The organism is Pleionea mediterranea (assembly GCF_003148745.1).
GTDB lineage: Bacteria > Pseudomonadota > Gammaproteobacteria > Enterobacterales > Kangiellaceae > Pleionea > Pleionea mediterranea.
In genome coordinates, this window is the sequence record NZ_QGGU01000001.1 from 163,236 (window position 1) to 176,076 (window position 12,841).

Here is a 12,841-nt window from a genome sequence, read left to right on the forward strand (position 1 = left end):
ATTCTGAAATTAATCTTTTGCTGGCTCAAACGACAGAGACAGCGAGTTAACACAAAAGCGTAAGCCGGTGGGCGCTGGTCCATCTTCAAACACATGCCCCAGATGAGCATCACATTTGGCACAACTGATTTCAGTACGGATCATGCCTAGTGTGGTGTCCCGAGTGAGGGTTATATTATCCTCATCAATCGGTTGAAAAAAGCTTGGCCAGCCACTTCCGGAATTGTACTTACTGTCAGATGTAAACAGAGCCGTGTTGCAACATTTGCAATGGTATTGGCCTTGTTCATGATGATTATAGTATTCGCCACTTCCCGGTGGTTCTGTGCCTTTTTCTCGAGTGATTCGATATTCATCGGGCGTTAAACACATTTTCCACTCGGCTTCTGATTTCTGCATAAATCCTCCTGATAAAATTATCAGCATGGTGTAGTAACGTGAAGAACAACCTGACGGCAGGTGCGCTTCATATAAAACAGAGCGTTAATAATAAATAAACCGACTCAGGTTATATAGAAGCGCAAGAGTGTAAAACGTTACACTAAAATTTTAATTAAAGTCTCATTTAAAGTTTATGCCGACTACTTTGTTTGTAAACTTAGTTTATCTATAACACGCACCTTATGTAACTTAATCTTTGTGCAAAGAAACAGTAAACCAGAACCGCGAGCCTTTTTGAGGTTCACTGTTAACACCAATATTACCACCCATCAATTCAGACAACTTCTTGGAAACGATCAATCTAAGACGACCCGCAAAGCTGCTGTTGGTTAGTTTAGTGCGTTGTTCCAAAGAATCAAACAGACCGCGTTGTGCTTCTTCCGGAATGCCAACGCCAGAATCCTGTATTGTCAGTCTTAAGTATTCAACCGATTGTTCCATAACCAAGTCGCAGTACACCGAAACCTCACCATCTTTGGTGAATCGGATGGCATTACCGAGCAGATTTTTCAGTATTTGTTTAACACGCTTTGAATCGTTATAAATGTGTTCGGGGACTTCGTTAGCAATATTGCACGATAGTTGCAGTGACTTTGATTTTGCATGAGGCGTGTATTCCGAAATGGTTTCTTCAATTAGTTGTCGAACATCAAAGTCATTTTTATACAGCTTTAACAAGTTAGCATCGAGCTTGGAAAAGTCGAGTATATTGTTAAGGTTATTAATTAGTGTATTGGATGACCGTCTGGCAATACTTAACAGTTCTTTTGGCTCTTCATCCAGACTGTATTCACTCAGCAAATGCAACATACTTGTGAGAGTTTTCATTGGCGTGGTTATTTCATCACCCATGCGTGATAAAAATTCTGACTTTGTTTTAGGCGCCTGAACCGCACTGTCGCGCTCAACCTGTAAAGATACTTTTTCTGACTTAACATTGTGTAAGGTTGAGTCCAATTGTTTCAATTTGGTTTGCATGTTTCTCAACTGAGTATTCTGTTGAGTTACCAGCTGATTTACTGAGTTGGTAAAGTCTTCTAGCTCAGGAATAATATTCAAAGACTTTATTACTTTGCTAAGTTGATTGGCATTCTCGACCGACTGACTTGCCTGAGATAACTTCTTTAGACTGCGGTAATGACCGCTAATAAACATAAAGGTTAATATCACCAGAGCAGACATTAAAATTATAATTAAAATAATACTGATAATACCTGTGTCGGGTAGAGACTGACTTAACGAAGCATTAGGCAGATGATAATAAATTTTACCGGAAACTTTGGATTGAATAGGCCAGGTGAGTTGTTGACTTTCATTATACGGCAGTGCGGAATTTGTGGTTAAACTTGAGCCGTTAATTGAAAGTTTAAAGTCTGCCCCTGTTTGTTGCTTTAAATGATTAAAAAAAACATTATTAAGCTTTAGAACATTAAAAATAATGCCAGTGACTTTATCGTCAATTAACAGTGCTTGTGACTTTACCAGAGCAAAGTGTTTATCGAACTTTGTCACGGTTGTTTTTGAGCCCGGCGATTTCATCTGACTTAAAATTATATGTTCAAGCTCGTAAAACTCACCTTGTTGCGGCTCTAATCCGGGGCGAAGTAACTGGTTATTGTCTGCATTGTATAGAGCTATTTCTGTGGTGTTATTCGCCGCTGCATTTAACAGGCTTAATAATTGGGGCAAGTCAGTTTGTTGAAATGACGACTTTATGGCATCGGTACTCTCGGCGGAATGTCCCGTTTGAATAAATTGATTAAACGCCAGATTAACGCTGTTCTGCAACTGATTTACTTTATTCGTTTGCTGGGTGGTAACGGCTTTAGAAATACCACTGCTGATATTGATGTAGCTGAACCAACTGATTGCTGCAGTTGCTGCTGCAATCGCGATGCTGGTAATAATAAGTTTTGACTTAATGGTCATTGCTGTCCCTTTCTGCGGAAACATTTATTGATGATAGGCATTCTACTGAATCTAACTGTAGCAAAATGTGATTAGGTTCTCCCGAATATCGATTAATCGGGACGCTGGTCTGATTACTTATTGACTTGAGCGTAGAGCTTTTTGTACTGGGGTATTGCGATGTTATTGTTTTGTGCGATGTTAATCAAATATTCGCATATGGCAGGTAGTTCAGTGGCCTGGCCCTTAACAATATCCTGAAGTGTAGAGCTGACATTGCTGGCTGTTTTTTGTGCGGTTTGATTCACTTGCTCAGAAAGATTCGTCCAATCCTGCTCCGGGCAGGCTTTTTCCAGTATCTTTTGTATATCATTAATGATGAGCTGCAAGTGATCCCGATACTCAAAGTTGCTTAAAAGTTCACCATTTTTGCAACGGTAAAGGGCTGTTAATGGATTGATCACGGCGTTAATGGCCAGTTTTTGCCACAGACGCTTTTGAATATCCCATTGCCATATGACGTCGGGTAAGGCTTCATTCAATGCCTGACACAATTGTGGTATTCGAGTCATGGTAAATGTTGACGATTCAATCGTTGTCTTATTGTCTGCCGGGCCAAGGTAAGTTTGACCTTTGCCTGCGTGGTGTAAACCATCATTCGATAGGTATGCGCCTTGTGTTGTGGTGGCGACTAATAATTGACACTGTGGTAATAATGATTCGGCAAGCTGCTGGTGACCCATACCGTTTTGCAACAATATAACCGTGCTCGTGTCGGTAATACGACTGGCGACCGAATTAAGAGCCTGTTCCAATTGATAAGATTTTACACAAACTAACAATATATCGATGGCTTCAATTTGTTCTGGTGATTGTTGTGCAATAGACTGTGTAAAAGTTTCTGTTCCGCTGATGTAGTTTATGGCGTAATTTGGACAATCGAGTTGTCTAGGTATCAGTGTGGTGTTAAATCCAGCTCGAGCCAAGCTGCTGACCCATAAAGAACCGATTGCACCTCTGCCAAGAATGTGGAATTGAAATTGCGACATAGTTAACCCAAGAGTCGGTGTATGACCCAAATAATAAAAGAAAAGAAAACACTTAAACAGGCGTTACTGAACAAAAGAATGCTGATTTGTATTTTAATTGGCTTTTCTTCCGGTTTACCGCTCTATTTATTGATTCAATTTGTTCCTTTATGGCTACGAGAGCACGGTGTTGATTTAACCACTATTGGTCTGTTTGGCATTGTTTTGTTTCCTTACACCTGGAAATTTCTGTGGTCGCCAATAATGGATCGATATGTTCCTCCGTTTTTAGGTCGCCGCAGAGGTTGGATGCTGATAACCCAAATTTCATTAATCGTATTAATGGGCATATTGGCAATGTTTAATCCTGCAAAAGATATTGCCGCCATAGCCGTTATTGTCGGATTCATTGCATTTTTTAGTGCCAGTCAGGATATTGTGATCGACGCCTATCGCCGTGAGTTGCTACCGGATGAAGAGTTGGGGGCGGGCACCGGCTTTTCCATTCAGGCGTATCGCTATTCGTCTTTTATTCCTAGCGGCATTGGATTTATAGTCGCTGACTTTATGGGATGGCAAGCTGCTCACTGGTTTGTTTCGATCTTTATGCTGGTGGGTATCATCACTACATTGTTTATTGATGAAACCTCAAAAGCCGGCGATGAGCCACAATCAATTCGAGAAGCGGTTGTTGAACCCTTTAAAGAGTTTTTTAACCGGGACGGTTATCGCAGCGCCATTATGATTTTGTTGTTTATGTTGCTGTATAAGCTTGGCGACAATATGGCGACAGCATTGGAAACCCCTTTCTTTTCCGACATGGGTTTTTCTGCACTTGAAATAGGCACTATTGCAAAAATTTCCAAAACAGTCAGTGCTGCCGTGGGTACTATTATCGGTGGCATTATTATGATTAAGCTGGGTATTAATCGAAGCCTGTGGATCTTTGGTATTTTTCAGATGATATCCATTCTGGGTTATCTTGCCTTGGCACTCGTGGGTAATAATGCTGTGATGTTAGCGGTTGCAACAAGTTTGGAATATTTAGGTGTTGGCCTTGGTAGCGTGGCTTTAATTGCTTATATGTCACGCTCAACCAATAAGCATTTTACAGCGACTCAATTTGCTCTGTTTTCCAGTTTAGTGTCGATCCCTCGAACATTCGTCGGCGCCGCCAGTGGTTACACCATTGAGCACATTGGTTATGCACAATTTTTTGTGGTGTGTTTTCTTTGCGCCATTCCGGGCATGCTGATGTTATTTAAAATCGCCCCGTGGAATAGTAAAAAAGAGTCCACAGAAAATCAGTCGGCTCAACAGACAACAGCTGAGTAGAAGCTATCTTAAAAATGCTGCACTTGATGATACGACGTTCGCTATTTTTGAGTTGTCTTTTAGTCTATTTAATTTGATGGATTATAACTGTCTGGTAAAAAGTGAGTGAGTTAAAGGATGTCTCGGTGATTAAAAAAGCCACCGCAGTAAGTACTTTAAGTAAACTGGCAGTGGCTTCTTATTACGATGGAAGCAAATGCTGGTTGCTTCTTTTAACTGATAAACCTAGAACTAAAAATGAAACGTTGCGTTGATAAAGACGCCGTCAAACTCCAAATCACTGTCTAGCTCGTCATTGTCATCCACTTCAACATTAAAAGTGCGCAAGCCACCTTCAAGTCCCAAGCCAATGGATGTTTCATAACCCAGTACCAAAGAGGTATCAGAAATTGAGCTGCCAGAAGCACTTATATAATTGACAATGGCACTAAGGCTCAGTCCGGTTAATGGGAGATCAAATCGTGCTTTTCCGTAGAGCATTGGAATGGTTTGATCAATTTTTTCATAGAACTGAGAACCAGTATCGTTGTCTTCTAATTGAACAAATCCATCAAACTTACGACCGCTTAGACCTAAATCCAGATTGACCCAGTTGTCGAGAATTTCATAGTAAAGCGTGTAATCACGATGGGATAAATCGAACTGAGTAGACACGTTACCAGTATAAACTTCGCCATCGAAGGTACCGACAAAGTCACCTTGACCTGATGAAGACATATCCTGATCTCTCACCATAATATTGGGAATGACAGGAATCGGGTGCTCAAAAGCTATATAAAGCCCGGATTGATTTTTTTCTCTGATATTGCCATCTTCGCCAGCAGAAAACTGGTTTCCGCCATCGTCAGCAATATTCCCTTTAAAATCGGGTTTCCAGTTACCCATTCCAGCATAAACACCTAATGTGTCAGCACTGGCAGCGCCGGATAGAATTGAAGCAGTAATGAGTGCAGGTATTAGCTTTCGCATAGGATTCTCTCTGTGGTTGTTCATTATTCAAATTTATATTACATCTAGTGTAGTTTATAAATCATTGACTGATAACACAAAAATAAAAAGATAATCGTTAAAAATCAGCGGATGAATGCGACTTATATCACACAATACACGGATGTATACCGAGTAAAAAACGAACTAGTCAATCAATTATGGCCAGAGAGAGTGGATTTTAAGCGTTGTAAAAAAGAAGGCGCTGTATAGGCGCCTTATGGAAAGTTGAGGGTTTAAAGAGTCGAGATAAGCCAGACATGAATTAACTCGACTCAAGATAAGTGTAGTTCAGAGTTTCCCTACTGCAAGAATTTAGTGACTATTTTTCAATATATAGTGCGTTATTCTTTAAGTAGACCCTATATAAGCTTATTGAAGCGTATTGATAAAATTGAGTACCTGCTCATCACTAAACGCTGCCTGTAATAGCTTACCAACGGTTTCATTGGTTAACCCGGTAACTTCAGATTCATTGGCGTTAAGTGCCACCACCAGTGATTGACTACGACTGAATGACTTTTTGAATGTGTTTGGTTTTTGGTACAACTCAACGGTTAATTTACCGTTTACTTTTATTTCGTCTTTTACGGTACCTTTATGAAGTGTGACCTGTAACTGGTGAAAATCGAGTGTCATGGCAAAGTCAGAAAAGTGCTTATTGGAGCTGATTTTATAACCGTTCTTGCTTAGAGCATCGATAACACTGCTTTTTACCGCTTTGGAAAAATCATTGTCTGCATTGAGGTATTTTACGTTTTCGGTGTCGCTTGATGTCAGCATGGTTTCCGGTGGCATTACCGAGATGTTCACGGTCTTACCGGTTGTTTGTTCAGCCCCTGAAATAACCACTTCCGGGTCCACCGTGTATTGTGTGGGATGACTGGCACAGGCGGTTAATAATAAGCCGCTGATTATGATCATGTATTTGGAAAATGAACCAAGGGGTAATTGTATCGTCATAATTTTTTGCCTTTTTTTGTATCGCTTGTTTTATAGGATAGGATTCGTCTAGTTGGGATATTCGTTCATTTTTTCAACTTAGCGTTCAGTTTAACCGTTTGCTATGTCGAAATTGTAACATGCCATAAAGCCCATTTTTGTGAACCAATGGTTATGCATTTAGACTTTATTATTGCAAATAGTTTACAAGCGAAATGGTTAACTGTTTTCAGCACAAAAAATACTGAACTTAGCGTTTGACGAGACGGTTTCAACGCGATGGAATTGTTTGGCTAAATCACGGTAATAGCCCAAATGCCGGTTGGCAATAACCCAGAGCCGCCCATTACTTGAGAGTTTGCTCCTGGCTTGTCTGAACATTAACTTTGCGGTGTCTGTGGTTACCCGTCGCTCCTGGTGAAAGGGGGGATTGCAAAGAATAATATCAAACTTCACCGCATCCTGAGCATGGCTCAACATATTACTCACGGTAAACTGCGCTCGAATATTGCCTTGCTTATTGACGATTCGGTTGGCATGAAAGGTTAATTTGGCACTGGCAATGGCAAGGTAGGATTCATCAAAACCGTAAAGGTTTGCCTGGCTGTTTTGCAACGCCGCCGCTGCGGATAAAACACCATTTCCACAACCCAGATCAGCAATATGTTCTGCAGACGAAACGTTCGGAAAATTATCGAGTAAAAACCGCGCGCCTATATCGAGTGATCCTGATGAAAAGACATTTGGAAGAACTGGCATTTTTAGAGATTTATAATTGATGTACTTTAATGGCATCGCTAACCCCGGCTGAATATGGGCAGGGATATTATCAAGCCAATGGTGCGATAAATCTTCACCGGCTTCACTATCGTTTTGTTTGTTATTAACTTGGTTAAAAGCGTCAGTGTAATGGGATTCATCGGGTGTTCTGGCGCTGATAACCCGAGCTTTTTTTTCACCCATTCCTGGTTCAACCCGTGTCAGGTATTGATTAATAGCGGCTTTGACGCCTGTGGTTATAAACTTTTGCATAATGCCGCAGTAGACTGCTGTATCTGGAAAATAGTGACTTAACATCGCCAGTTGATACTGCAGATAGCTGATGTTTTTGGTGGGTCTAATTAATATGGCGTCAGGGATAAGTTCGGCTATGTTGTCGGTAGACGAGTAATAGCAAATGGAGCTTACTGAATTATTAGCGGCATTTCTTTCGGTTGCTTTTTGCGATAACAGCGAGTCACTCCAGTGAGTGACATTGAATTGATTTGCCAACGCGACGGACAGGGCTCCAAACTCATCATTAACGATAAGCAGGTTTTGAAGGCTGGAGCCTGAACCTTTTGTTTCGGTCGATTGATAAAAGCGTTGCAGCAATAATTCATCGGCCGAACACCAGGCTCGAAGTGATTGATCATGTGCGGCAGGGTAGCGTTGTAAAGTGACATTGCCAAATGGCGTTGTAAAAATGGACATAGATCGAATGGTTATGGCTGCAATGGTATTGGATAACGCGCATTATAGTCGTATCTGCATAGCTATTCGGAATTATTTTTGATAGCTTCATAAAACAGTCAAATTATCCCTATATTTTATTGATTAACAGAATTTGATGAAGATAAGACGTGGGTCAGGGTTAATCGTATCACTCGCAATCGCACTTAAGGAGAATGAACTATGTCAGGTAGGGTTGCGTTAGTAACCGGGGGAACCGGAGGTATAGGTACTGCTATTTGCCAAACACTGGCTAAGGCAGGTTATAAAGTTGCCGCTGGCTATAATGGCGGGGGTAATCATGATCGCGCAAAAACCTGGCAAGCAATGCAGCGGGAACAGGGATTTGAGTTTGATATCAGTTACGGTGATGTTCGTGATTACGACGCATGCGGTGCCTGTATTGCCCATGTGGAAGAAACACTTGGGCCAGTGGACGTGTTGATTAACAATGCAGGCGTGACCAGAGACACAACACTAAAAAAGATGTCTCAGACGGAGTGGGCCGATGTTTTGAATGCCAATCTGGATTCTGTTTTTAATATGACCCGTCAGGTGATCAACGGCATGATAGAACGTAAATTCGGTCGAATAATTAATGTCTCTTCGGTTAATGCGCAAAAGGGCCAGCTTGGGCAAACCAACTACTCTGCTGCAAAAGCTGGTATGCACGGATTCACCAAAGCCCTGTCACAAGAAGTGGCCCGTAAAGGTATAACCGTAAACACTGTGTCGCCAGGCTATATTGCGACAAAAATGGTGATGGAAGTGCCGGAAGATGTGCGTGACCACATTATTGCCGATATTCCTGTTGGCCGGCTCGGTTCCCCGGAAGAAGTGGCTCATGCGGTTGCTTTTTTAGCCTCGGATAATTCTGGCTTTATTACGGGAGCAAACTTATCGGTTAACGGTGGCCAGCACATGTTTTAAGCGATTCAACTAGAGGGTGTTTATTTTTGGTTCTTTGAGATGTTGAGAGTTAAAACTATGTCAGTCGCGGCGTGAATTTTGAGGTTTAGTTATTCTAAATAAGAAATTCTCAACAAAGAATGGCTTAGTTTTAGCCTCAACCCATCGGGCAGGGATTATTTATGGCACAACCGCGTTATCGGTCATTCAAATACGACTACAGGACGTAGGAGGTAGAACGACTCAGGAGGCAAAGTCGAGAATAACTATTCATCACTCCCTCTGTCTTGTTGTGCCATAAAATAAACGCCTGCATCTCAAAGAGCGAAAGGTAAACACGCTCTAGAGTAATCACCGTTATTTTTGTTGGCATGCTGCCCTATAACTGTGAACTTGGTCAGCTTTTAAGGGCTGACTTGGTCCGCTTACTGCCCTTTGTGATTCCAGTCACAGCTTTTTATTGAGCAAATATTAGACTTGCTCCATCTCTTAAAGAGGCATGGAGCATATAATGCGTGGCAAAAGCTGGTATTTCAGTCGTAATGGACGGGTTGAAGGCCCATTTACGCTTGAAAATCTTAAAAATCGAATTCAGCTAAACGACAACTATCTGGTTTGGAGCCCTTCTTTTTCCAAATGGAAAACCGCGGAAGATTTTTTTACCCAACACGCGCAACAAAATAAACTTCAGGTTAAGTCTTCTCAGGCAAAAACCGAGCTTTCCCGCTCGCCTCACATTGAAAAACAATCGACCCAGGTTATTCCCAAATCCAGCTCAGATCAGAGTGCGCTGACTGCCTCAATTGATCGTGCGCAACAAGCCTTGTCAGAATTTCAACATATCTCGGACGAAGGCTCGGTTCTGTTAAATCGGGATGATCCTCTGGTACGAAAATTTACCGAACAGTGGAATCAGTTGGAGCAAAAGCAGGCCGCTGAACGTCGCGCCCTGTTAATTCGTTTTTTTGACGAAAACAAACAGATTGAAAACAAGTTGGCAGAAAACAGACAAGTTGCTCGTCAGCAAACCTCGATGAAATACCAACAAGCAAGTACAGCTCGCTTAACCGCCAGAGCAGCTGCCAGTGGTTCTGCTGTAACTCATGGGCCAGAAAATTCATCTCAGCCATCAGCACAGCAACCTGTACAGCAGCCCAGTCTTCGCAAAAAAGCAGCGAAACAATCTCGTTTTACTCAGGAGACTTCAGGACAATCATCGGCATCACGGCATTTAAAACCGGTGAAAATCAGCGAGAATCAATCGCAAGTTAAAACTGATGGTTCGAGAACAGACGGCTCGAGACTGAAGCAAAGAACAAAAGCGGAACAGAGTACAGGAACAGAACTTAATACGAGAGTAGAACAAAATAACAGTCGGGTAGAGTCGCTGCAGCGAACGTTAAAAACATTAAGCGGTGGCGTTGTTTCTAAGCCGACTGAAAAAGTGGAATCTGATCACGAAGCCATGATGAAGCGGGTTAATCGACGTCGACGCCGCAGGGCTCGTTAGCTTACATTAAAAACATAGTTTTGCAGATAATCCTGCAATTCGTTTAAAAGTGTTTCTCCCCCGGGCAAGTTACATTGCCTAACCAAAAGGGCGACTTCGGTCGCCCTTATTTCATTGAGCAACGGATTAGCTTCAGGGCGATAACTGATATGCCAGGGTTCGGGGCAAACGCCGCCTCGGTATTCCGAGTAGGGACGATAAAAGTCAAAATCCGCTAAATTATTATCCAGCCAATAACCGAGCGACTCACACACACCGTTTTTACCGAATTCGCTTTGCACCAATTCGACACGGTGGCCTTGAGCGATAGGTTCCGATAAAAATATATCAAAATCTGTACCCCAGTGATGGCGGCTGGTGCCGGGCAGGGCGCTCCAGAAGCAGAGTGCTTCGAGCTTTTGCTGATCGGTTAAATGGTCTACTTCTAACGGTTTAGAGTCCCGATCCAGCAGTGGCCGTTCACCTGACCACTTTTTTTGCCAAATCGCGAGCTGATGATCAAAAGAGCGCCAGTGGCTGATCACTTTAATCGGCAGGTCGTCATTCTTCAGTGCGGTCATTAAATCTGATAAGGGTTGCACAGCATTTTTGTGCAGGGTAATGGTTTGTTCCGGCAGCACCAGCTCGGTCAGGTAGCGATTGGCGAAGCCGTAACATAGTTTTTGCCGCTCGGTCAGTTGTTTCATCACAGTAAGGTGTTCTCGAGTATTCGTTGATAAAGACGAGAAAGCGCTTCAAGATCCTTTATCGATACACATTCATCTACTTTATGAATGGTTGCATTAACGGGCCCAAGCTCGACCACTTGTGCACCTGTTTTAGCGATAAAGCGTCCATCCGATGTACCGCCGCTGGTTTCTGCTCGAGTGTCGATATTCAGTTCCTGTTTAATGGCTTTTTGACAGGCATCGAGTAACTCGCCTTTTTGCGTGATAAAGGGTTCACCATTGAGTTTCCAGTTGAGTTGATAATCCAATTCATATTGATTCAGGATCGCTTCAACCTGTTGCTTCAATGAATCGGCAGTCTGCTCGGTGGAATAGCGAAAATTAAACTCCAGAGCCAGTTCGCCGGGAATGATGTTTCCTGCACCTGTGCCTGCTTCGACATTGGTGATTTGAAAACTGGTGGGAGGAAAAAACGCATTGCCGTTATCCCATAGTTTGTTCGATAAATCGCTTAATGCCGTTAATGAAACATGAACCGCATTTTTGGCCAAGTGGGGATAGGCCACATGCCCTTGAGTGCCCTGTACTTTAAGCCAGCCGGTAAGAGAGCCACGCCGACCATTTTTGATTACATCGCCTAAAGTTTTGCCTGAAGATGGTTCGCCAACCAATGCGTAATGAATCGGTTGTTGTCGTTGCATAAGTTGTTCAACGACGCGCACCGTGCCATTGATAAATGGGCCTTCTTCATCACTGGTGATTAAAAAACCAATGGAACCTTTATGAGTCGGGTGCTGATCAACAAATCGTTTGGTGGCCGTTAGCATGGCCGCAAGGCTTCCTTTCATGTCCGCTGCCCCGCGGCCATAGAGATACCCATTATGTTCCGTGGGGGTAAAGGGATCGAACTGCCATTTTCCCAAAGGGCCGGGGGGAACTACATCCGTATGGCCAGCAAATACAAACACGGGAGCAGCATTACCACGGATTGCCCATAAGTTTTCGGTGTCGTTAAAATCCATTTTTTCGCAATCAAAACCAAGCGGTTTCAACCAGTCAATCATCAGTTGCTGACACTCTTTATCGTCGGGTGTGACTGACGGGCGACGAATAAGTTCTTTTGCTAGTTCCAGTGTTGATGCCATCAGTTAAAGATCTCTTGATACTGCTCTGGTTTAAAACCAAGATGATATTGCCCATTCACATTTAACAGAGGGCGCTTAATAACGCTGGTGTTTTCCATCATAATTTCTTTGGCGCTGGTTTTATTTAAATTATTCTTAACTTCGTCATCGAGTTTTCGCCAGGTGGTTCCTCGTTTATTGATTAAATGTTCGAGTTCAATATGTGTCAGCCATTCATCAGCCAACTGTGCTGGAAGGCCAGACTTTTTGTAATCATGAAAGGTGTATTCAATATTATGATCGTTAAGCCAGGTCATGGCTTTTTTCATTGTGTCACAGTTTTTAATGCCGTAGATGGAAATACTCATTGTTGGATGACTCTTAATTTGCGTTTGTTTTAGTTGTTTAATGATAATTCTGCTCTATCATAACGGGATAAATAGAGCAGGTAAAATCCGTAGTTAAATTCGAAATTAAACCCAGACATTTATTATCGGA

General features: G+C 42.4%; 12 protein-coding genes. 3 read left to right on the forward strand and 9 right to left on the reverse strand.

Annotation, left to right across the window (positions count from 1 at the left end; translation table 11 throughout):
* Positions 1-9 precede the first annotated feature (9 nt).
* The 3 genes from msrB to C8D97_RS00705 all read right to left on the reverse strand — a co-directional run bounded on the left by msrB (position 10) and on the right by C8D97_RS00705 (position 3,398).
* Entirely contained in the window at positions 10-399 is a 390-nt protein-coding gene (gene msrB, locus C8D97_RS00695) for a peptide-methionine (R)-S-oxide reductase MsrB (protein ID WP_109761414.1), read from the reverse strand.
* A gap of 231 nt (positions 400-630) precedes the next feature.
* Positions 631-2,370 carry a sensor histidine kinase gene (locus C8D97_RS00700; protein WP_170115094.1) on the reverse strand — a complete coding sequence of 580 codons (1,740 nt, stop codon included), beginning with the start codon at positions 2,368-2,370 and terminating at the stop codon, positions 631-633.
* Between the two features lie 113 nt (positions 2,371-2,483).
* The gene (locus C8D97_RS00705) at positions 2,484-3,398 is read right to left on the reverse strand and encodes a ketopantoate reductase family protein (protein WP_109761416.1); all 915 of its coding nucleotides are present in this window, start codon (positions 3,396-3,398) and stop codon (positions 2,484-2,486) included.
* A 21-nt stretch (positions 3,399-3,419) separates the two neighbouring features.
* Between C8D97_RS00705 and C8D97_RS00710 the strand changes: the two genes are divergently transcribed.
* Positions 3,420-4,712: an AmpG family muropeptide MFS transporter gene (locus C8D97_RS00710; RefSeq protein WP_109761417.1), complete on the forward strand. Its 1,293-nt coding sequence runs from the start codon at positions 3,420-3,422 to the stop codon at positions 4,710-4,712.
* Positions 4,713-4,943: 231 nt separating this feature from the next.
* Here the strand turns inward: C8D97_RS00710 and C8D97_RS00715 are convergent, their stop codons facing one another.
* The 3 genes from C8D97_RS00715 to C8D97_RS00725 form a co-directional block, all read right to left on the reverse strand.
* Entirely contained in the window at positions 4,944-5,681 is a 738-nt protein-coding gene (locus C8D97_RS00715) for a TIGR04219 family outer membrane beta-barrel protein (RefSeq protein ID WP_170115095.1), read from the reverse strand.
* Positions 5,682-6,071: 390 nt separating this feature from the next.
* Positions 6,072-6,662, reverse strand: coding sequence for a YajG family lipoprotein (locus tag C8D97_RS00720; RefSeq protein ID WP_109761419.1), 591 nt, complete (start codon positions 6,660-6,662; stop codon positions 6,072-6,074).
* A 198-nt stretch (positions 6,663-6,860) separates the two neighbouring features.
* Positions 6,861-8,114 (reverse strand): class I SAM-dependent methyltransferase, encoded by a 1,254-nt coding sequence (locus C8D97_RS00725; protein ID WP_109761420.1) that lies wholly within the window; start codon positions 8,112-8,114, stop codon positions 6,861-6,863.
* Positions 8,115-8,315: 201 nt separating this feature from the next.
* On the opposite strand from C8D97_RS00725, the gene phbB reads away from it, so the two are divergent.
* The gene (gene phbB, locus C8D97_RS00730) at positions 8,316-9,062 is read left to right on the forward strand and encodes an acetoacetyl-CoA reductase (protein WP_109761421.1); all 747 of its coding nucleotides are present in this window, start codon (positions 8,316-8,318) and stop codon (positions 9,060-9,062) included.
* A gap of 490 nt (positions 9,063-9,552) precedes the next feature.
* Complete coding sequence (locus C8D97_RS00735) at positions 9,553-10,551, forward strand: DUF4339 domain-containing protein (protein ID WP_170115096.1); 999 nt, start codon at positions 9,553-9,555, stop codon at positions 10,549-10,551.
* Here the strand turns inward: C8D97_RS00735 and C8D97_RS00740 are convergent.
* The 3 genes from C8D97_RS00740 to C8D97_RS00750 are packed head-to-tail and all read right to left on the reverse strand — an operon-like array spanning position 10,548 to position 12,711.
* A complete protein-coding gene (locus C8D97_RS00740; RefSeq protein WP_109761423.1) occupies positions 10,548-11,237 on the reverse strand; it encodes a M15 family metallopeptidase in 690 nt (229 codons plus the stop codon). The genes C8D97_RS00735 and C8D97_RS00740 overlap by 4 nt on opposite strands.
* Positions 11,237-12,364, reverse strand: coding sequence for a succinyl-diaminopimelate desuccinylase (dapE, locus tag C8D97_RS00745; RefSeq protein ID WP_109761424.1), 1,128 nt, complete (start codon positions 12,362-12,364; stop codon positions 11,237-11,239). The genes C8D97_RS00740 and dapE overlap by 1 nt, the downstream gene beginning before the upstream one ends.
* Positions 12,364-12,711, reverse strand: coding sequence for an ArsC family reductase (locus C8D97_RS00750; protein ID WP_109761425.1), 348 nt, complete (start codon positions 12,709-12,711; stop codon positions 12,364-12,366). Before C8D97_RS00750 ends, dapE begins: the two co-directional genes overlap by 1 nt.
* Positions 12,712-12,841: the final 130 nt, after the last annotated feature.

Coding starts and splice junctions, on each gene's coding strand:
- msrB (WP_109761414.1), bottom strand. CDS start 399: ATGCAGAAATCAGAAGCCGAGTGGAAAATGTGTTTAACGCCCGATGAA.
- C8D97_RS00700 (WP_170115094.1), bottom strand. CDS start 2,370: ATGACCATTAAGTCAAAACTTATTATTACCAGCATCGCGATTGCAGCA.
- C8D97_RS00705 (WP_109761416.1), bottom strand. CDS start 3,398: ATGTCGCAATTTCAATTCCACATTCTTGGCAGAGGTGCAATCGGTTCT.
- C8D97_RS00710 (WP_109761417.1), top strand. CDS start 3,420: ATGACCCAAATAATAAAAGAAAAGAAAACACTTAAACAGGCGTTACTG.
- C8D97_RS00715 (WP_170115095.1), bottom strand. CDS start 5,681: ATGCGAAAGCTAATACCTGCACTCATTACTGCTTCAATTCTATCCGGC.
- C8D97_RS00720 (WP_109761419.1), bottom strand. CDS start 6,662: ATGACGATACAATTACCCCTTGGTTCATTTTCCAAATACATGATCATA.
- C8D97_RS00725 (WP_109761420.1), bottom strand. CDS start 8,114: ATGTCCATTTTTACAACGCCATTTGGCAATGTCACTTTACAACGCTAC.
- phbB (WP_109761421.1), top strand. CDS start 8,316: ATGTCAGGTAGGGTTGCGTTAGTAACCGGGGGAACCGGAGGTATAGGT.
- C8D97_RS00735 (WP_170115096.1), top strand. CDS start 9,553: ATGCGTGGCAAAAGCTGGTATTTCAGTCGTAATGGACGGGTTGAAGGC.
- C8D97_RS00740 (WP_109761423.1), bottom strand. CDS start 11,237: ATGAAACAACTGACCGAGCGGCAAAAACTATGTTACGGCTTCGCCAAT.
- dapE (WP_109761424.1), bottom strand. CDS start 12,364: ATGGCATCAACACTGGAACTAGCAAAAGAACTTATTCGTCGCCCGTCA.
- C8D97_RS00750 (WP_109761425.1), bottom strand. CDS start 12,711: ATGAGTATTTCCATCTACGGCATTAAAAACTGTGACACAATGAAAAAA.